This is a genomic window from Pristimantibacillus sp. Z349TD_6 (assembly GCF_056173205.1).
Genome location: NZ_CM149662.1, coordinates 4,695,230 through 4,715,592 on the forward strand (window position 1 = coordinate 4,695,230; position 20,363 = coordinate 4,715,592).

Sequence of the window (20,363 nt, forward strand, 5' to 3'; positions counted from 1 at the left end):
GCCGTTAGTTCAATGATTTGGTCGAAATTATCAATTGATTATGCTGGTCTAAGTCGTTTAATGCATCATTGACTGATTCATATGAAAAACTCCTCACAATTATTTGATTCTCAATTAAATATACATTACCATCCATATTTCGCTCTAAATAATCCATTAGCCCCGATTTCGTACAGATTGAACACCATCTCGTCTGACCATCATTAAATAAAATAGAGATCTCGATGTGTTCTAATGAATTCGCACTTGAATCCTCAACTGAATCGTCAAATTTCCAACTAACTATAACGGGTACACTAATTCCAGAACTTACGAAATAATACTTCTTAAACCACCTGGATCGGTTGTTGTCACCTTTTATTTTAAACTGTTCTTTTTCTTCATCCTCAGCTATCACTTCATATTCATTACCACGAGTCAATGCTTCTAAATAAGGACCAATGTCATTACAAACTACAATTTTACTAGTCATTTTTCACACCTTCAACGTCCTAGAACATTTATTAGTGCTAGATAATAAGTTTAGCTCTGAAGTCGCATGCTGCGTTACACTGCATGTTAGCTCAACAAGCCGCCGAACGCCGACTGCCTGTTGTTTGTAATTCTGCATCAAAAAAACACTTCGGACATTTTAACACTTTCCTATTAATCGGTTGCCACGCTTCAAAACAGTTTGAACATAGTACCCAACCATCCTCTAATTTCTCTACTTGGAAAGAATTGTTCACTATAATTTCATCACCAAATCGACTTTCTCTTCCCATCCATTCGGAGACTTCGCGATATAACAGTTTACGACAGACAAATACATTGCCATCGAGATTTATCGTTATTTCAGGAGTTTCATTGGCTTTAGAAATATGAATTGTACCAAAAGAATTATATATTTCGTAATTCAATTTATGTAAGTTCATTTCGACAACATCACCTAGAAGGAGTTCGACAGCGGATGGTTTTTCCCATTGACGTTGAATAAGGATTCTCATATTGTACTTAAAGCTGCAAACCATTGATAAATGTTTATCAATGTATGTGTCATTTATTAAGTGGAATTCCTTAATTAAACCATCATGAAATCCATTGACAGAATCAAAAAAACAATCCATCTCTTCTTCTGTTTTTATTTCAATATAACTTTCAACGGAATCCTGGATTGCCATGTTTCCACTTCTTTTTTTTGGAGAGTAACGCTTATCACTGTCTTCTTTCTATAAAATTATTGAACAATTTCTAATTACAGTATTCTCGGCAGCTCTTTAACTATCCTGCCCGTTCATATTAAGGTTCAACTAGATAGATCCTTATACCGCAGCCATTGTCAGATAGGTCACCTTATAAACAAAAAAAAACCACCCCGAAGGGTGGTCCGTACTCATGATGAGCACTATAGGATTTGGATAGGAGTGGAGAGAAACCATACTGTACCTTTATTATATGTATACGCTTCCATTTTGTCAATAAGCGTTTTCATTTTGTTCGAAATAAATTGTAAACGCTTTTTTTAATCAAAAAATGACGAACACCCGATTAAAGGTGTACGTCATAGCCTTTAGCAGTAAGTACGATAACAGCCTGATCCAAATACTCTTGACTCCGGAAAGAAAGTCTTAGAACGCCCGGCACGTCTTCTCTGCTCTCAATAATATGAATGTTGCTCAGGTTGATAAGGCTATTCCCAAGCTCACTTGTGATTTTACCGATAATACCAGGATGATCTGGAATATCGACATAACAGTCGAATGCAGAATGAATCATGCCTTTGCGGCGCTCAGGCATTTTGCTGCGGAATTGACCTGCTGTTTCAAAAGCTTCAGCAATCGCATCCCCATCTGAACTCTCCAGCATGGACACAAATTTATCTGTTTCCTTGCTCCAATCACGCAGCAGCTCAAGCAAAACCTTGCGATTATTAATTAATATATCACGCCAAATAATCGAATCGCTTGATGCTATCCGTGTAATATCGCGGAAGCCCCCTGCTGCTAACGATTCATATAGCATATTATTTTCATTATATCCACGAACCTGATTCACAAGCGATACGGCAATGATATGCGGCAAATGGCTTATCGCGCCTGCAATCTCATCATGCTCTTTCGCATCAACTTTTACGATATTCGCTTTTGTATGGCTGAGAAGTTCAACTAGACGCTCCACTGCTTCCTCAGGCGTATTCTCATCAGGTGTCAGCACATAGAACGCGTTCTCGTAAAGATGCGATGAAGCCGCTTCAACTCCTGTACGCTCAGAGCCGGCCATCGGATGCCCGCCAATAAAAGTAGCTTGTCCAAAATCGAGTGATTTTGCACATGCCATAACAGAAGCCTTCGTGCTCCCAGCATCTGTAATGATACAGCCGGGTTTTAATTTAAACGCACTGAGTTTCTCGATATATTCCTCAATGTTGCCAACCGGTACACAAACGAATATAAAATCTGCTTGCTCGGCCACTTCTTGCATTGAAGTCGTTGCAAAATCAACCACACCCCGCTGCATGTACTTCTCTACCTGCGAGGGACGGTTTGAATGTCCGATTACTGTAATACCTGGTTTTCCTTTAAAACAAAGGGCGATCGAACCACCGATCAGCCCTACTCCAAAAATCGCTACAGTCGTCATAACTTTATCCTTGCACCGCCGATTCCTGCAAAACCTGTTCTAGTGCTGTAATGAATTTTTCATTTTGCTCACTTGTACCAACTGTAATCCGAATATGATTCGGGTAGTAAGTCCAGCGCGGTCTTGAAATAATTCCTCTGCGCAGCAATCCGTCGAATACTTCAGGTGATGGACGCTTCACATCTACCATTACGAAGTTGCCGTATGCAGGGAAGTAAGATAAGCCAAGACGATCAAATTGCTCCGACAAATAAGCAAGACCTTGTTTATTTTGGTCACGACAATATTCAATAAATGCTTTGTCAGCAAGTGCTGCTTTCGCTGCAGCTTGTGCCGCTCGCGACGTGTTGAATGGTTCACGTACCTGATTCGTATAGCGAATGACATCAGGATGCCCAACGCCATAACCAATCCGCAACGCAGCTAGGCCAAAAATTTTCGAAAAAGTTCTCAGCACGATTAAATTGCGGTGCTCGCGCAGCAATTGTATTCCGTCTGGAAACTGCGGATCATCGATATATTCCCCATAGGCTTCATCAAGTACAACAAGCACGTTCGTTGGCACCTGCTGCAAAAACTCAGAAAGCTCAGGCAGTGTGACAATGGTACCCGTTGGGTTGTTCGGATTGCAAATCCAAATGATTTTAGTTCGCTCAGTAATTTTAGACAGCATTGCAGGCAAATCATGCTTGCCTTCTTTTAGAGAAACCTCTATGATCGTTGCATTCTCAATTTCTGCATTATGCTTGTATTGCGGGAAAGTTTCGTCCGCCATAATCGTTTCGTCGCCAGGAACGATAAACGCTCTATTAATCATAAGAATAATTTCACTGGAACCTGTGCCAAAAATAATTTGGTTTGAATCAACGCCAAGCTCTTCCGCAAGTGCAGCCGTTAGTTCAACGCTCGCACCATCTGGATAAATATTAAAATTGCCTAATTCTTCAATGACTGCTGCTTTAACTTGTTCAGAACAGCCAAACGGATTTTCATTAGATGCAAGTTTGATGACTTCTTTTAACCCTAGCTCCCTCTTAACATCTTCAACCGGCTTTCCGGGTTGATAGACGGGAAGGTGGACGATATTACTTTTGGGCTGCATGAGCCGTTCACCTCTTTTATAATTGACTAGTCTCATTACTCGACATCCATTGTCTCATATCTGTGTTAGGTTTTAAAGTTTTTTTAACACAAGATTGGTCTATTGCGCAAGATTATATCGAAATTGTGATATATGTTTGATGAACTTATTAACCGGAAGGCACTTTTTTAATCAATGGTTCTGTTTCTGTATATAAAATGAAGTGAAGAATCACCGCTAACATGCCAATAACACTTCAAAATCATCATTAGAAAATGATTTTTTAAGTTCTTCATTCAAATAACGGACATCAGATCCCTTATTTGATGATAATCATGCTTTTTCTCGATATAACGGACATAGGATCCCTTATTTCTTAAATTTACATACAATTGAACGCCTTTTAGATAAAATAGCGGATTCTATGTCCGTTAAATAATAATTTTAGCCAATTATTTTAAAAGAACGGATCCTATGTCCGTAAGCTAGCTTCAAAAGTTACTTTTCAAATCAACAGCTTCGTGCTTCTCCATTTATCCTTGTGCTTTCCCATCCGTCCTCTCCACCCCCGAATCACCGTACCGAAATCCCTCCAAAACAGCTCCCTGCTACAAATTCCTCTCTTAACCCGATAAAGCAAAAAAAGCTCTCCTAGACCAAGTCTAGAGAGCTTTCCGCTATTATTAATATACTACGTCGATTACAAGCCACTTCCGTAACTTATAATTTCCTAAAAAAAGATCCGCTTACCCTTTTAGCTGAGCAACAAAATCGCCGATTTGCTTAAGTCCCGCTTCACGTGTATCTGCAGCATTCAGCAGTGGAATGGCATCTTCTATCGTACGCACAATCGCACTGCCCACGATCACGCCGTCACATTGCTTTTCAAAGCGAGCAACCTGCTCACGGCTTGAAATGCCAAAGCCTACCGCGATTGGCAAATCGGTCGCTTCGCGTACCATCGAGAGGAATTCATCAATACCCGTATGAAAATCAGCTCTCACACCTGTTACGCCAAGCGATGAAACGCAGTAGACAAATCCTTTTGCTTTGCGTGAAATACGTGTTACCCGATCCTTGGATGTCGGTGCCACAAGAGGAATAAGATGCACATTAGCTGCTTCCGCAAGCTGCCTAACCTCTTCATCTTCTTCGATTGGCAAGTCAGGAATAATAAGACCACTGATGCCTTTGCTCTGTACAAGCTCGAAAAACGCTTCAAGCCCATATTGAAACACCGGGTTGTAATAAGTGAACAATATGAATGGAATTTTAACGCCGGCCTCACGTGATTGCTCAGCTATTTCAATACAATCCTTAATTGTAATGCTGTTATGGCGCAATGCTCGCTCAGATGCACGCTGGATAACAGGACCATCTGCTAGCGGGTCGGAGTACGGCACGCCAAGCTCGATCATGTCAGCGCCTGCCTTCTCGAGCGTTTGGATGATAGCAACCGAAGTAGCTAGATCAGGATCACCCATCGTAACAAACGGAATTAACGCCGTTTTGCCTTCAGACTTCAGTCTTGCAAATGCTGTATCAATGAGATTCATGCTTATTTACCCCCAAGTAACCCATAATTGCTTCTACGTCCTTATCTCCACGTCCGGATAAGCTGACAACGACGACTTTGTCTTTATCAAGCGTAGGCGCAAGCTTAATCGTCTGAGCGATCGCATGTGCTGATTCCAGAGCTGGAATAATGCCTTCTGTGCGCGATAGCAGCTGCAACGCATCAAGCGCCTCGGCATCCGTTACAGGAACGTATTCAGCGCGTCCGGAATCTTTCAAGTAGGCATGCTCTGGTCCAATACCAGGATAATCAAGTCCCGCTGAAATCGAATGCGCAGGTTGAACCTGTCCATACTCATCCTGCAGCACATAGCTCATCGAGCCCTGGAATACACCGTGACGTCCTTTGGTCATTGTTGCCGCATGCTCAATCGTATCTACACCGCGGCCAGCAGCCTCAACGCCAAGCAGCTTCACGCTGTCATCATTAATAAATGGATAGAAAATCCCCATTGCGTTGCTTCCGCCGCCAACAGCTGCAACAACATAATCCGGCAATCGACCTTCTTCAGTCAATATTTGCTTACGAGCCTCGTCGCCAATGATACGCTGGAAATCACGAACCATCATCGGATAAGGATGCGGGCCTGTAACTGACCCCAAAATATAATAAGTATCTTCAACATGGCTGACCCAGTAACGAAGGGTTTCGTTACATGCATCTTTAAGTGTTCTTGTTCCAGATAGAACTGGCACAACTTCAGAGCCAAGCAGCTGCATCCGGAAAACATTAAGCTGCTGACGCTTCATATCTTCCTCGCCCATAAACACTTTGCATTCTAGACCAAGCAAAGCTGCTATCGTTGCAGAAGCAACGCCGTGTTGCCCTGCGCCTGTTTCTGCAATGATTTTTGATTTTCCCATACGTTTGGCAAGTACGCCTTGACCAATCGTGTTATTAATTTTATGTGCACCTGTATGGTTCAGGTCTTCACGTTTTAAGTAGATTTTTGCGCCGCCAAGATGCTCACTGAGTCGTTCTGCATAGTATAGTGAAGTCGGACGACCTGAGTATTTATGCAACAAATAAGTAACCTCATCTTGAAACGCTTGATCCTTGGAATAATGCTGATAAGCTTCCTCTAGCTCTAATAATGCTGTCATTAATGTTTCTGGCACATATCTACCGCCAAATTTGCCGAAGCGTCCATTCTCATCTGGTACTTGTGTCATGCTTCCATCACCCTTCTTACAAATAATCGGATTTTCTCAATATCTTTCCGTCCATCCGTCTCAACACCGCTTGATACATCTATCCCGTTTGGCGCATATGTCCTTAGCAGCTCTTGTACATTTCCTTCATGTAGACCACCTGCTACATACAGTGTAATGCCAAGCTCTTCAGCTGCTTGCATATATTCTTTTATCGCTTCCCAATCGAAGGTTTGACCCGTGCCGCCGCCAGGTGCGTCTATCAGTACGGCATCAACAGCATCTCGGTATGGCGTTAATCGCTCTAGAGCAGACATTGGCGAGCTGCCCTCGGCTTCCTTCTTCATGGAAAATACTTTCCATACTTGAACGTTCAGCTGCTCACGCACCATTTGGCAAAACGCTGCCGATTCATTGCCATGCAATTGAACCACGTCTAAAGGAGCGACTAACAAAAGTTCTTGCAGATTAGTAAAGGTTTCATTTACGAATACGCCAACTGTTCTCGGGCGCTCACCGCCAGCTGCCTTTAACTTCGCAGCCGCTGATATAAGCTGCGATGCAGTCGCCTTTTCCACCAATCGCTTGCTGGGAGCAAAGATGAAGCCGATTTCGTGAATGGGCAATCCATCCATCTGCTGAATCGTTTGCACATCCATTAGACCACAAATTTTGATACGCGTCTGCTGCTTCATCGAACGGTTACCGCACCCATTAAATCAGTAACCGATTGTCCTACTTGCTCATGCCGCATAAAATATTCACCAATCAATACACCATGAGCGCCGATTGACTTTAAGTAATCCATATCGCTATTACCCGCAATTCCGCTCTCGCTAATGACAGTAACATTTTTCGGCATAAGTCCGATTAACTCTTCGGTCGTTTTTAGATCCGTAACGAATGTTTTCAAATCTCTGTTATTAATGCCGATGAGCGTTGCTTTATCCAGCTCAAGAACGCCTTCCAGCTCTTCTTTGTTGTGCACTTCTACGAGCACATCCATCCCAATCGACTTCGCAAGATCATGAAACTCACCAAGCTGAGTTGGCGTCATAATAGCTGCAATGAGCAAGATTGCGTCCGCTCCGATTAAGCGAGCCTCATAAATTTGACGATGGTCAATCGTAAAATCTTTTCTTAATAGAGGTACCTTAACCGTTTTTTTCACGGCCTGTAGAAATTCATTAGATCCTTGGAAGTAATCACGATCCGTCAACACTGAAATACAATCCGTACAAGCTGCTTCATATTGTGCAGCAAGCGTGGTTGGCTCAAAATCTGCACGAATCAGCCCTTTTGATGGCGACGCCTTCTTTACCTCGGCAATTAGTCCCATACTTCTGTTGCGGCCAGCTGCCGATAATGCATGTTCAAAGCCGCGGCATGCTTCCATCTCCGAAATTTGTTTCTCCACCTGTGCAAGGTTAAAGCGAGCCGCCAGCTCCTCAACCTCAGTTCGTTTTGTAGCTACAATTTTATCCAGAAACATTTGCCAACTCTCCTGTCGTATGAATAAGACTAACGAGCTTCCGCTGCGCCTCGCCTGAATCGATCACCTTGGCAGCAATCTCTGCCCCCTCGCGAAGCGATTGTGCTTTCCCGCCTACATATATACATGCACCCGCGTTGGCAAGCACGATATCACGATAAGCCCCGCGCTGCTCACCTGAGAAAATAGAACGAATAAGTGCTGCGTTAACTTCCGGCTCACCACCCATAACTTCCGCAATCGGCCAACGTGTTAGTCCAAGCTCCTCTGGCGTAACATCGTAGGTTTTCACAACACCGTTTAATAGCTCAGATATTTGTGTAGGTGCAGAGATGCTAATTTCATCAAGTCCATCATGACTGCTTACAACCATTGCACGTTTCAGTCCAAGCTCACCGAGCACCTCGGCAACCGTAGAGGTGCGGCTCCGATCGTAGAATCCAAGAAGCTGTCTATCTGCTCCAGCTGGATTTGTGAGCGGTCCAAGCATGTTGAAAATTGTTCGAATACCAAGCTCACGCCGCGGAGCAGCAGCATGGCGAAGCGATGGATGATACAACTGAGCAAACATAAAGCAAATGCCGATATCCTCCAAGCATTGTGCAGCTTGTTCAGGAGTTATCGTAATTTGTACGCCAAGCGCCTCCAGCACATCAGCACTGCCCGTTTTCCCAGACATCGCGCGATTGCCATGCTTGGCAACTCGGATGCCTGCCGCTGCAGCAATAATGGAGGAAGCAGTTGAGATGTTGAATTTATGAATACCTGATCCTCCGGTGCCACATGTATCGAGCAAACCTTCTTGTTCGGTATGGAGATGGCTCGAATGCGCGCGCATTGCCTCAGCGAACCCGGTTATCTCCTCTTTCGTCTCGCCTTTCATCCGCAGCGCAGTTACGACGCCAGCTATTTGAACAGCTGTTGCTTCGCCGTTCATGATGATGTTCATCACCATTTCTGCTTGCTGCCTCGTCAAACTTGAGCCGCCAATAAGCTGGTTCAGCGCTTGCTGCATCGTTATCGCTTCGGTTGCCTGCATTATTGACCAATCCCCTCTCCGACCTTGACGTAATAATCCGAGTTAATGGAATTGAAGGAATCCGGTGCACTTTTTGGCTGTGCAAAAATCGCTTCAGCCGCACGAATAGCTTTAAGGCTGCCTTTCGCCTTGTTGACCGTCTCCAAATATTCGCTCTCCGGAACAGAATCCCAAACGATTCCCGCTCCTGCTTGTACATAGGCTTTACCGTTCTTAAAAATAATGGTGCGGATCGTAATACAAGTATCCATTGTACCGCCAAAGCCCAAGTATCCAATTGCGCCTGCATATGCGCCGCGCGCTTCATTTTCCAGCTCCGCAATGATTTCCATTGCTCTTAGTTTAGGTGCGCCAGATACAGTGCCTGCCGGTAAACAAGAGACAAATGCGTCAAAAAAGTCTTTATCCTTGTGCAGCTTGCCAGAAACGTTCGATACAATATGCATGACATGGGAGTAACGCTCAATTTCCATAAACGAATCACATGTTACCGAACCAAACTCCGATACGCGTCCGATGTCATTGCGGCCAAGATCAACCAGCATCAAATGCTCAGCGCGCTCTTTCTCGTCCGCAAGCAGTTCTACCTCGTAAGCCTTATCCTCTTCCGGCGTCTTGCCGCGCGGCCTTGTTCCCGCAATCGGTCTTGTCTCCACGCGGTCGCCCGTTACTTTCACTAGCGCTTCCGGCGAAGCTCCAACAATAACTTCCTCACCCATCTTCAAATAATACATATATGGTGAAGGATTCATCATGCGGAGCACGCGATATACATGCAATGGATCAACATCTGTATCAATGCTAAAGCGCTGTGACAATACGACCTGGAAAATGTCACCTGCGCGAATGTATTGCTTCGCCTTCTCAATGTTTCCGATGAATTGCTCCTTCGTCACATTGGATTGTACGTCACCTAACTCGTAATCAACTTCAATTGAGCGTCCAGATGTTACTGGAATGGTCACCGGCTGCTGCAAACGTTCAATAGTTGCTTCAATTTTGGCAACTGCCGCTGCATAGCTCTTCGCGATTTCCGCATCCGTAGAGCCTTCGGCGATATGAACATTTCCAACGATTTGCAGCTGCTGCTTAAAGTGGTCAAACACAATGATTTGATCACAAAACATAAATTGCATGTCATTCATATTCAAATCGTCGATGCGGTGGGCAGGAAGCTTCTCATAATATTGCAGCAAGTCATAGCCGAAAAATCCGATTGCTCCGCCTGTAAAGGGAGGAAGCTCTGGCAACGACGGGCTGCGGAAAGAACGCAAATGAGCTTTTAGAAGCTCAATCGGCTTGTCATTAAGCACATGCTTCACGCCGTGATGCTCAAGCACCATCTCACCATTTTTACCGTAAAGCATCATGAACGGGTCCGTTCCTATAAACGAATAACGCGCCCATTTCGCTCCACCCTCGACACTCTCCAGCAGAAAAGCATGATCCTCTTTCGCAAAATGCTGGAATAGTCGAATTGGTGTTTCAGTGTCCGCCATCATATAGCGAACGATTGGAATTAAATTGTACTGACTGGCAAGACGGGTGACGTGCTGCAGCTCATTTGACATTCCGAACAACCTCCCTCAGTAGTGAAAATTCTATTATTAAAAACAAAAAAAGCTCCTGCCAGAGCAGGAGCGTTGGTTTAGATGATGACGGAAGTGTGTAAGCGGAAAAGACGCATGTGTAGATACGTTGAAGCAGCACTTTTACAATCCTGTGTGCCATTGCACATAAGATCGTTCAGCTTTTTCTCAATCTCGCGTATCTCTCATTGCCTAACTCTGCTTCTCTCAACTAATCTCGACTCATCTCTACTCAGCTCATAAAACTACTCTGCTACTCTCACTTACGTAACTAAATATACAACAACGTACAGCTATGCGTCAACAAAGGGATTTGTTCTTTATGAGCTAAAGTCACAGCTTTATGCTTTAGATAAGTCCGGACGAAGCGCCTGCGCGCCGTTTAAATAAACGTGACGAATCTCCGCTTGCGTCTTGTCCGTATTGATAAGAACCATTAATCTAATACAGCGCTCAAGACTGCCTTTAACCGGAACTTCAAGCGCGCACATAAGCGGAACAAGCTCCCAGCCCTTCATTTGGCGAATAGCTCTAGCAGGGAATGTCTCGTCCAGATCGCTGGTAACCGTCACGAACACGCTGCAAATATCGTCAGGTACGATCTCATTATCGGCCACGATTCCATTCAACATTTCAATCGTTGCATTCAAAATGGGCTGTTCTTCATTAGCATCTACAGTAATAGCACCACGAATTCCTCTAACACTCATTATTGTTGCACCTCCTGCTTTAATTGCTCTACGATCTCACGTACCCATTGGATGCGGACATCGGATTTTATTTCAACTGAACCTATTGCAGTTGGCACAACAAAAACCATCGTACCCTCAGCAAACTTCTTGTCATGCATCATTGCTTCCATAATCTTATCTACGTCCAAATGCTCAGGGAGCCGCACTGGCAGTCCTGCTTTCGCAAGAACGCGCTTCGTTATGGTATATACCTCTTCTGGAGCACCATATCGCATACCCAGCTTAGCCGAGCCTACCATCCCGATGGAAATGGCTTCCCCATGGAGCAGCTCCCCATATCCAGCTACCGCTTCTAGGGCATGGCCAATCGTATGACCCAGATTCAAGATCGCTCTCAAATCGTTTTCACGCTCATCCTTCGATACGACGGCCGCCTTCACGCTGCAGCCTTTATACAAAGCATAACCAAGTGCTTCCGCATCAAGAGCGCGCAATTTCTCCGCATTCTCTTCACACCATGCGACAAACGATTCATCCCAAATTAGTCCATGCTTGATCACTTCCGACAAACCAGCGCTTACTTCTCTTGGGGGAAGGGTTTGCAGCGTGTTCAAATCATACAGGACAAGCTCAGGCTGATGAAAAGCACCGATAATATTTTTGGCAAGTGGGTGATTGACGGCAACTTTGCCGCCCACACTGCTGTCATGCGCCAATATTGTCGTTGGAACCTGTACGAATTTGATGCCTCTCATATATGAAGCGGCAACAAATCCAGCAAGATCTCCAACAACACCGCCGCCAAGCGCAACGATAGCAGACTTGCGGTCGAGACCTTCCTCCAAAGCTTTAGCGACAAGCGTTTCGAGCATAGCTAGCGACTTTGAGCTTTCTCCAGCTGGAACAACGACGCTTGCCGTTTTAAAACCTGCGCCAGCAAGCTCAGACTCAAGCGTTTGCAAATGAATGTCTGCAATATTCGAGTCAGTAATGATGAGCAGCGGCGATTTTTGGCTAATGCCATGCTTAATAAAATAAGAGGATGCCTCCTTCAAGAGGCCTTCCCCGATATAGATAGGATAAGAGCGATCACCAAGTTCAACTGTAAGCTCGCGCATTTTTAATACCGCCCTAGCTGTTCTAGATAATTGTTCAAGTTGGTGCGAATTTCCTCAATGGAATCGCCGCCGAATTTTTCAAGGAATGCTTTGGCAACCTCCCATGCAACGACATGCTCCATCACGACGCTTGCCGCTGGCACAGCACAGCTGTCCGAGCGCTCTACTTGAGCCGTAAACGGTTCTTTAGTATCAATATCCACACTGCGAAGCGGCTTGTAAAGCGTCGGAATCGGTTTCATTACACCTCTTACGACGATTTGCTCCCCGTTCGTCATGCCGCCCTCGAAGCCGCCAAGACGATTCGTTGCTCGATGATAGCCGCGCTCTGCATCATACATAATCTCATCGTGCACTTGCGAGCCGCGAAGCTTGGCTGCTTCGAAGCCAATTCCAATCTCACAGCCTTTAAATGCATTGATCGATACGACCGCTTGCGCGATACGTCCATCGAGCTTGCGATCCCACTGTACGTGGCTTCCTAGACCAATTGGCACGCCTTCGATAATACATTCCACGATTCCGCCAATCGAATCGCCTTCTGCTTTAATTTGATCGATATAATCAGTCATCTTTTGTTCGGTTTCTTTGTCAACGACACGAACCGAGGACTCCTCCGTCAAACGGATCAACTCATCCACGGAAAGCTGATTAGCTGGTGCTTCGATTTCACCGATGCGAATAACTTGTCCAGCTACTTTAATTCCGAATTCCGCGAGAAATTGACGAGCTACCGCACCTACTGCTACACGCGCAGCAGTTTCACGAGCACTAGAGCGCTCAAGCACATTGCGCAAATCCTTCAAATCATATTTAAGTCCGCCATTCAAATCCGCATGACCAGGACGCGGACGATGAACGCGGCGCTTCTCTTCATCGCTGCCTTCAATCGGCTCAATATTCATAACGGAGGTCCAGTGCTTCCAATCGTTGTTTGCAACGATCAGCGCTACAGGAGCACCAGTCGTTTTGCCGTGGCGTACGCCCCCAACGATGTTTGCAGTATCCTTCTCGATTTGCATCCGGCGTCCACGACCATGACCTTTCTGACGACGGTGCAGCTGGAAATTCAGTTCCTCAAAATCAATTTTCAAATTGCTTGGCAATCCTTCAATAATCGCGGTTAATTGGGGACCGTGTGTTTCCCCTGCGGTTAAATATCTTAAAGTCAACTAAAGCTCCTCCTCAAGTGTAAACGACTAACACAGTCCATTGACGGCACAAGCTCGTTTCGCGATGAAATTTAAACCATTTTATAAATGCATCACTTATAAAATTATAAATTTTCAAAACAGCTTTCAAGCGCCTGCTATGCTTTACAGCACTAAACATCTTTGCTCATTATAGTACACAGTTACAGGTTTGACAAGAATTTGGACACCTTGAAAGCCGCTGTAACCGTATAAAAAAAGGGCTGGTGGAACTGTCATCTAAAATGACAAATCCGCCAGCCCGGGCAGCGTGCAGTTAATTTGCTGTTAACCGATCTTTTCTAAGTATCGCCGTGCCTTCACTCGTCAGCAATGGATCATCAACAAGTCTTGTCATTTGTCCACTGTCCACTCCGATAATTTGTGCACATTCCTGAATAGAAATAAAACCACGCCTATAGGCAGCTATAACCTTACGTTTATCCATCGGTTGCTTCATCCTCCAAGTTTATTACATACTAACTAGTATAGGAGAAGATGGAAAACGGTATACATGCCGCTTATACCCGGCGATAAAAGAATGTATCTGCGGTCTCAAATCCGTATTGCGCAGGGGAAAAAATTTGTTCCGTACTGCCTACAAACAGCAGTCCGCCCGGTTTAAGTGCATTAGAAAATTTATGATACAATAAGTGCTTTGCTTCTTCTGTAAAATAAATCATTACGTTTCGGCAAACAATTAAATCAAATGATCCATCAAACGTATCATGCAGCAAATTTTGCTGCTTGAATTGAATAAATTGCTTCAGGGAGTCTGAAATCAAATACGCTCCCTCTGCCTGCTTAAAATATTTTTGCCGGCAAACCTGCGGAACATCGCGCAGCGATCGCTCTAAATAACTGCCTTCCATTGCCTTTTGCAGCACATTTGAATCGAGATCAGTTGCAAGAAGTGAGGATCGCTGCAAGGCACCGAGCTCCGATAAAATCATAGCGAGTGTGTAAGGCTCCTCGCCTGTTGAGCATGCCGCACTCCAAACCTTTAGACGATTAGAAGCAGCAAGCATCTCGGGAAAAAAGCGCTTTTGCAAAACTTCCCAGCGGGAAGGATTTCTCCAAAACTCAGAAACATTAATTGTCATACGGTCCAAAAACTCATTTAGCATCGTCCGATTTTGCTCAATCGCCTTCCAATACTCATCGAACGTTTGATAGCCGTGCTTCATTCGTAATGTAGTCAGCCTGCGTTTCATTTGAGCTTCTTTGTACTGCGACAAATCAATGTCGGTCTTTTGCTTTATTCGAGCAATAAACTGTGCAAAATCACGATCTTCAAGCATAGGCTCCTCCATCGCTTGTGGGCGAAATATTAAATCCACCGTTGAATTGTATGCTCGTATTGCACCAGCTCCGCTGGCGTGAAATAAATGCCGATCTCTTTTTCCGCATTAGCTGCCGAATCCGAGCCATGAATAAGATTGAAATTCGTATGTACAGCAAAATCAGAACGAATAGTGCCGGGATGAGCATCTAGTGCATCCGTTTTGCCAATAAGGGCACGCGTCAATGCAATGACATTGTCACCTTGCCATACCATCGCAAATACAGGACCTGACGTTATGAATTCGAGCAATGGCTCATAAAAAACTTTACCCTTATGCTCCTCATAGTGGCGCTCAGCAAGCTCATGGCTCAAAACCATAAACTTGGCAGCTGCAAGCTGCAATCCCTTTTTTTCAAATCTCGAAACGATTTCGCCAATTAATCCGCGCTGAACGCCATCAGGTTTTATCATCAGAAAAGTTCTTTCCATCCCCAACCATTCCTTTCTATTTTGCACGATTAATAATTACGTTTACCAAACAAAATCGCAATATCGCTCAAGTTCTTCTTCGCTGTGACGTTCGGCAATCCCTCTAATGCTTTGAGTGCTTTTTTAATATATCGGTTTGCAAGCTGGTCTGCTTGATCTCCGCCATCGCTCTTGCGAATCATTTCGATGGCTCGTCCAGCATCTCGTTTCCCGCCTTGCTCCCTGATCAAAGCAATTTCTTTTAACAAAGGATCGCGGGTTTTGGGGTCCTGCAATGCAAGTAGAACCGGCAATGTAATATTTCCTTGACGCATATCTGAGCCTGAAGGTTTGCCGATCTGTTTCTCTGTTCCATATAGATCAAGCAAATCATCACGGATCTGGAATGCCATACCCACATTATAACCATAGCAATATAAGCTATTTGCTGTTTTTCGGTCCGTTCCCGCGGCAACAGCGCCAAGCTGACAGCTAATAGCAATTAATAACGCTGTTTTGCGTCTAATCCGAAGCAAATAATGCCGTATCGATTGTTCTGTGTTGAAGAAATCACGAATTTGTTCCATTTCTCCGATACACATTTGTACAAGCGCATGCGACAAAATTTGATGTATCTGCGGATTCGGAAGCTGAGCAGCGATTGACAATGCTTTGCCATGAATGAAGTCGCCCGTATACATCGCTATTCGATTGTCCCACTTGGACTTTACAGTGAGCTGTCCACGACGTGTTTCCGCGTCGTCAATAACGTCATCATGTACAAGTGAAGCCATATGAATAAGCTCGAGAGGGACGGCGACGCGCTTCATTACATCCAGCTGATAATCGCCAAACTTGCCTGCCAGCAGAACAAACACCGGTCTAATCCGTTTACCGCCAGCTCGAAGCAAGTGCAAAGAAGCTTCGCCAAGCAGCACATGATCATCCGAAATGCTGCGCTCAAGCTCCTGCTCGATCTGATTTAGGTCGCCTTTCATCTTTGCATACAAATCTAGTAGTTTCATTCTTTCACCTATTGGGCAGATTGGTCTTCAAAAAAAGTAAGCTCCACGTCATTCGCTAGCAACCCTAGCTGCTTAGAATAATTGAAATATAATTTAAGTCCTTCTTGCAGCTTGCTCCCAAAATCATATTGAAGCGAATGAAAGTACATCTCCCAGTAAGTTGATTCTCCTCCAAGCTGCATACAGGCCTGTTCAATTAGTGGACCAAGATGGCTCTTATTATACTGTTTGCTCGCATTTAACGCTTTATATACTGCACGAACGGCTTCTGGGGCTGCAAGAGCTGCTTCTTTACGTGCAGCAACAACAGCGTAAGTCATGCCAAGTCCCGTCCACTCATTCCATAATTGTCCTAAATCAATGACATGAAGGCCGTGGTTTTGCCAAGAAGCATGAATGGCAGGATCGCCAATGATGAGTGCAGCATCGGCTGTCTCCAACATACTTTCCAGATTCGGTGCGGCAGTGACATACTCTGGGTTGCATTCAAAGTGCAATGTCATCAAAATTTTCAACAGATTAACTGAAGTTGCTGATGTTGTCGTTACTGAAATTCGCTCAGGACGTTTACGGCTGATCGGCTCTTTCAGAAATAAAAAGATCGAGTTGACCTTCCCTACCGAACCTACGGACAATTCTGGCAGCAGCACATAATCTTCCGCATTTAATCCGTAGGCAAATGATGATATAGCCGAAATATCCAATTCACCAGCTTGCAGAAGCCTATTTAATTCAGAAGGTACACGTTTAATGACCTCAAAGCTATCCCCATCCATTCGCTCCTCGAGCTGATGGAAAAGAGGCCATGCATTCGCGTAATCAATTCTTCCGATGGTGATCGGGCGATTCATGCCCATTCTGTTCATCTCCCCATCTTCTGTACAAATCATGTTCGATTGTCATATTATCAAGTACTTTACCAACTAAAAAGTCAATCATTTCATCCATCGTTTGCGGTTTGTAATAAAAAGCCGGCATAGCCGGTATGATCCTAACGCCAAGACGAGCCAGCGTCAGCATGTTTTCAAGGTGAATCGCATGAAGCGGCGTTTCTCTTGGGATAATAAGCAGCTTCCTGTTTTCCTTCAACATAACATCGGCGGCTCTAGTCATCAAATTATCGGAAATGCCGTGCGATATCGACGCAAGCGTCCCCATCGAGCACGGCACAATAACCATTCCTTGAACCCGGTAAGAGCCGCTTGCAATGCTTGCGCCAATATCCGCATTGGGATGAAAAACGAGTCTAGCTTCCGCGATAGCATCGCCAAAACGTTGTTCAAGAGCTGCTGAACGACGAGTCGTCTCAAAGCCTAGTTCTTCTTTTAGTACTCTCCAACCAGCTTCTGTTATGACGAGATGAACCTCGTATTTCATCTGAAGGAGAACTTCAATAAGCCTTATTCCATAAATTGAACCGCTTGCTCCTGTAATGCCTACTACCCATCGATTCGTCCAGTTGGTTTCGTTGCGGCCGTCTACCATTGGTGAATAACCAATAAATCAACGATAACAAACAGAAAGAGCACGACGCTTAATGTACCGTTCATTCCAAAAAAAGCAGTTTGGACGCGCGACAAATCATGTGGCCGTACCATCCAATGTTGATAGAACAGAAGCGAAATCGATATCAAAGTACCAAGCAAGTACATCCAGCTAAGGTCTGTCAGCCAAAACAAAGCTATAAAGCCGATTGCCGTAACGACATGAAAGGACCGAGCAATCCAGATAGCCCCTTTAATACCGAATCGAGCTGGAATCGAATGCAAGCCAGCATTGCGGTCATACTCAAAATCCTGCGTTGCATAAATAATATCAAACCCAGCAATCCATAAAGAAACGGTAATATATAATATCCAAGCAGCTAGATCAAATTGACCTGTTATGGCAACCCAGCCGCCAAGCGGCGAAAGTCCAATTGTTAATCCCAGCACAACATGGCATAACCATGTAAAGCGTTTTGTATAAGAATAAAGAACAAGCAAAGCTACTGCGATTGGCATAAGTTTCATTGCGATTGGCGCTAAGTTCGCAGTTGCTACAAACAACAAAACGAAGGAAACAATGATAAATAACATAACTTCTGCTGATTTAAGCAAGCCAGCCGGAAGTGCTCTTTTTTCAGTACGCGGGTTGCGTAAATCGATAGCCTTATCAATCAGTCGATTCAAGCTCATAGCAGCGCTTCGAGCACCAAACATCGCAAGCGTTACCCAGCCGATCTCCCCCCATGAAGGAAGGCGCTGCTCCATCATTACTGCACCTAGAATCGCTCCCATAAAAGCAAAAGGCAAAGCAAACACAGTATGTTCAAACTTAATCATTTCCAAAATAATACGTAATTTGCGAATCATTGCTATTTCTTCTCCTTTGTCCCCATATGCAGCGCAGCTACTCCACCGGTCAGAGGATATGCCTTCACCTGATGAAGACCCGCTTCTTCAAACAGCTCAGCGAGCTGCTGTCGACCGGGAAACATTTTCAGTGATTCGGGCAGCCATTTGTATTCACTGAAGCTTTTGGCTACCACTTTACCCATAACTGGCAATATACGTTCGAAATAAAGGTTGTACATCGATTTAAATGGCTGCCAAGTTGGTTTGGATACCTCTAAACATACAACTAAACCGCCTGGTTTAACAACGCGGTGCATCTCCTTCAGTACCTGTAAATAATCAGGAACATTGCGCAGACCAAATCCAATCGTAACATAGTCAAAGGAATTATCCTCGAACGGCAAGCTCATTGCATTTCCTTGGACTAATGTAATTTGCTTATTCAAGCCCATTTTGTTTACTTTGACAGCACCCACATCAAGCATGTTTTGGCTAAAATCCAGTCCTACGATTTGTCCATTACCGCTCGCTTCTGCAAGAGCAACCGTCCAATCACAAGTGCCGCAGCAAAGGTCAAGTGCTGTTTGTCCTTTTGCAACGCTCATTTTTTTCATCGTAAACTTCCGCCATGCCTTATGTCTTCTAAAGCTGATCAGATCATTCATCAAATCGTACTTTGGAGCAATCCTCTCAAATACGCCATGCACATGGCTCTTGGAGTTCGTATCCACCCTTGCAAGTCACCTCGTCTAATTGAGTGCAGGCGTGTAATCGGTTTTTTCGTTCAATAGATTATCGACGATAGTCGTCAATTCTCCGAGCAACTTGTCCGATTCCAGCTTGCCAGCCAAAACCTTCACTGAATCTGCTGATACATTCAGCTTCGTTATAAGCTGGCTGCGCACCTTATATTTTTCCACCAAACTGTTAATAAATGCAGGTTCAAAATTACGCTGAGAGAGCTGCATGCGCTCATCTTCTGACCCCGCTTGCATGATATGCCAATAGGACCAGCTTTTATCGAACGTGGCTGGATTCTCACTGCGCTTGATTTCATCAACTATAACCTCGCACCGGCTAATGCCATCCAGAATCCCTGGCCAGATGCGAGAAAGCTCGCCCTCCAGCACCTCAGTGAAAATCTGAAACAACGTGCTCTTAAGCTGAACCGCAAGACCTAAATATTCTTCTGAGGTCATTTTAAGCTGCCTCATTCGAACGTAAAGATTAACCTTTAGTTTGTTGACCTCGCTAACCGCGCTGCTGATTTTGGAAACCATCTCAATTTCGCCGGCTTGCGAGAGCAATTGATAAAAAGTTGCGCTAAAGTAGTCCCCTGCCAGCACCTTAAGCTGCCTTGAACGCATCTCCGGCTCAGAGCGCTGCTCTTGGTGTGTGTCGATTAAATCATGCGTATCCATTCCTAGCTGAACGAGAGATACGACGAGCGTGTAGAGCTCACTGTGGGTCTGTAGCGACGCTTGCTGGCTCAGGAAGGCGTATAGCAAGCGAAGCCTTGCATTCGCTAAGTCAGGAAGAGACGTATGCTCCTCGATCATGTCATATTTCACATATTTTTGAGCTATTTCAGGTATACGGTATGTTCTCATTGGGGAAGCCTCCGAACAGAGAAGCGCAAATCGCCGCTCAATAATCTAAACTATTATAGCACAACTTATTCTAAAGAACATATGATTGAGCC

Annotated in this window: 22 protein-coding genes; all 22 read right to left on the reverse strand. The window is 44.7% G+C overall.

Annotation, left to right across the window (positions count from 1 at the left end; genetic code table 11):
* Positions 1-4: 4 nt before the first annotated feature.
* A complete protein-coding gene (locus AC0VYE_RS20435) occupies positions 5-472 on the reverse strand; it encodes a hypothetical protein (protein ID WP_339203223.1) in 468 nt (155 codons plus the stop codon).
* Between the two features lie 91 nt (positions 473-563).
* Positions 564-1,160 (reverse strand): hypothetical protein, encoded by a 597-nt coding sequence (locus AC0VYE_RS20440; RefSeq protein ID WP_475442763.1) that lies wholly within the window; start codon positions 1,158-1,160, stop codon positions 564-566.
* A gap of 367 nt (positions 1,161-1,527) precedes the next feature.
* Positions 1,528-2,619, reverse strand: a complete 1,092-nt coding sequence (locus AC0VYE_RS20445; RefSeq protein ID WP_475442764.1) for a prephenate dehydrogenase — start codon at positions 2,617-2,619, stop codon at positions 1,528-1,530.
* A gap of 4 nt (positions 2,620-2,623) precedes the next feature.
* Positions 2,624-3,721 carry a histidinol-phosphate transaminase gene (gene hisC / locus AC0VYE_RS20450; RefSeq protein WP_475442765.1) on the reverse strand — a complete coding sequence of 366 codons (1,098 nt, stop codon included), beginning with the start codon at positions 3,719-3,721 and terminating at the stop codon, positions 2,624-2,626.
* A gap of 725 nt (positions 3,722-4,446) precedes the next feature.
* The gene (gene trpA / locus AC0VYE_RS20455) at positions 4,447-5,256 is read right to left on the reverse strand and encodes a tryptophan synthase subunit alpha (protein ID WP_076271331.1); all 810 of its coding nucleotides are present in this window, start codon (positions 5,254-5,256) and stop codon (positions 4,447-4,449) included.
* The gene (gene trpB, locus AC0VYE_RS20460) at positions 5,243-6,448 is read right to left on the reverse strand and encodes a tryptophan synthase subunit beta (protein ID WP_076271332.1); all 1,206 of its coding nucleotides are present in this window, start codon (positions 6,446-6,448) and stop codon (positions 5,243-5,245) included. The genes trpA and trpB overlap by 14 nt, the downstream gene beginning before the upstream one ends.
* Entirely contained in the window at positions 6,445-7,122 is a 678-nt protein-coding gene (locus AC0VYE_RS20465) for a phosphoribosylanthranilate isomerase (RefSeq protein ID WP_076271333.1), read from the reverse strand. Before AC0VYE_RS20465 ends, trpB begins: the two co-directional genes overlap by 4 nt.
* Positions 7,119-7,919: an indole-3-glycerol phosphate synthase TrpC gene (gene trpC / locus AC0VYE_RS20470; RefSeq protein ID WP_475442766.1), complete on the reverse strand. Its 801-nt coding sequence runs from the start codon at positions 7,917-7,919 to the stop codon at positions 7,119-7,121. Before trpC ends, AC0VYE_RS20465 begins: the two co-directional genes overlap by 4 nt.
* A complete protein-coding gene (gene trpD, locus AC0VYE_RS20475) occupies positions 7,906-8,958 on the reverse strand; it encodes an anthranilate phosphoribosyltransferase (RefSeq protein WP_076271335.1) in 1,053 nt (350 codons plus the stop codon). The genes trpC and trpD overlap by 14 nt, the downstream gene beginning before the upstream one ends.
* On the reverse strand, positions 8,958-10,529 hold the full coding sequence (gene trpE, locus AC0VYE_RS20480; RefSeq protein ID WP_475442767.1) for an anthranilate synthase component I: 1,572 nt from the start codon (positions 10,527-10,529) through the stop codon (positions 8,958-8,960). The genes trpD and trpE overlap by 1 nt, the downstream gene beginning before the upstream one ends.
* 359 nt (positions 10,530-10,888) lie before the next feature.
* Positions 10,889-11,257 (reverse strand): chorismate mutase, encoded by a 369-nt coding sequence (gene aroH / locus AC0VYE_RS20485; protein WP_076271337.1) that lies wholly within the window; start codon positions 11,255-11,257, stop codon positions 10,889-10,891.
* Positions 11,257-12,357 carry a 3-dehydroquinate synthase gene (gene aroB, locus AC0VYE_RS20490; protein ID WP_475442768.1) on the reverse strand — a complete coding sequence of 367 codons (1,101 nt, stop codon included), beginning with the start codon at positions 12,355-12,357 and terminating at the stop codon, positions 11,257-11,259. Before aroB ends, aroH begins: the two co-directional genes overlap by 1 nt.
* A 2-nt stretch (positions 12,358-12,359) precedes the next feature.
* Positions 12,360-13,529 carry a chorismate synthase gene (gene aroC, locus AC0VYE_RS20495; RefSeq protein ID WP_076271339.1) on the reverse strand — a complete coding sequence of 390 codons (1,170 nt, stop codon included), beginning with the start codon at positions 13,527-13,529 and terminating at the stop codon, positions 12,360-12,362.
* Between the two features lie 295 nt (positions 13,530-13,824).
* Positions 13,825-13,995 (reverse strand): hypothetical protein, encoded by a 171-nt coding sequence (locus AC0VYE_RS20500; protein WP_179089935.1) that lies wholly within the window; start codon positions 13,993-13,995, stop codon positions 13,825-13,827.
* 73 nt (positions 13,996-14,068) lie between these two features.
* Positions 14,069-14,848: a CheR family methyltransferase gene (locus AC0VYE_RS20505; RefSeq protein ID WP_076271340.1), complete on the reverse strand. Its 780-nt coding sequence runs from the start codon at positions 14,846-14,848 to the stop codon at positions 14,069-14,071.
* A gap of 29 nt (positions 14,849-14,877) precedes the next feature.
* Positions 14,878-15,321 (reverse strand): nucleoside-diphosphate kinase, encoded by a 444-nt coding sequence (ndk, locus tag AC0VYE_RS20510; RefSeq protein ID WP_076271341.1) that lies wholly within the window; start codon positions 15,319-15,321, stop codon positions 14,878-14,880.
* 29 nt (positions 15,322-15,350) lie between these two features.
* On the reverse strand, positions 15,351-16,325 hold the full coding sequence (locus AC0VYE_RS20515; protein ID WP_475442769.1) for a polyprenyl synthetase family protein: 975 nt from the start codon (positions 16,323-16,325) through the stop codon (positions 15,351-15,353).
* 8 nt (positions 16,326-16,333) lie between these two features.
* Positions 16,334-17,182 (reverse strand): menaquinone biosynthetic enzyme MqnA/MqnD family protein, encoded by an 849-nt coding sequence (locus tag AC0VYE_RS20520; protein ID WP_475442770.1) that lies wholly within the window; start codon positions 17,180-17,182, stop codon positions 16,334-16,336.
* Positions 17,145-17,810 (reverse strand): UbiX family flavin prenyltransferase, encoded by a 666-nt coding sequence (locus tag AC0VYE_RS20525; protein ID WP_076271343.1) that lies wholly within the window; start codon positions 17,808-17,810, stop codon positions 17,145-17,147. The genes AC0VYE_RS20520 and AC0VYE_RS20525 overlap by 38 nt, the downstream gene beginning before the upstream one ends.
* Entirely contained in the window at positions 17,804-18,679 is an 876-nt protein-coding gene (locus tag AC0VYE_RS20530; RefSeq protein WP_076271344.1) for a UbiA-like polyprenyltransferase, read from the reverse strand. Before AC0VYE_RS20530 ends, AC0VYE_RS20525 begins: the two co-directional genes overlap by 7 nt.
* A gap of 2 nt (positions 18,680-18,681) precedes the next feature.
* Complete coding sequence (locus tag AC0VYE_RS20535) at positions 18,682-19,392, reverse strand: demethylmenaquinone methyltransferase (RefSeq protein ID WP_076271345.1); 711 nt, start codon at positions 19,390-19,392, stop codon at positions 18,682-18,684.
* An 18-nt stretch (positions 19,393-19,410) separates the two neighbouring features.
* A complete protein-coding gene (locus tag AC0VYE_RS20540; RefSeq protein WP_475442771.1) occupies positions 19,411-20,271 on the reverse strand; it encodes a heptaprenyl diphosphate synthase component 1 in 861 nt (286 codons plus the stop codon).
* Positions 20,272-20,363 lie beyond the last annotated feature (92 nt).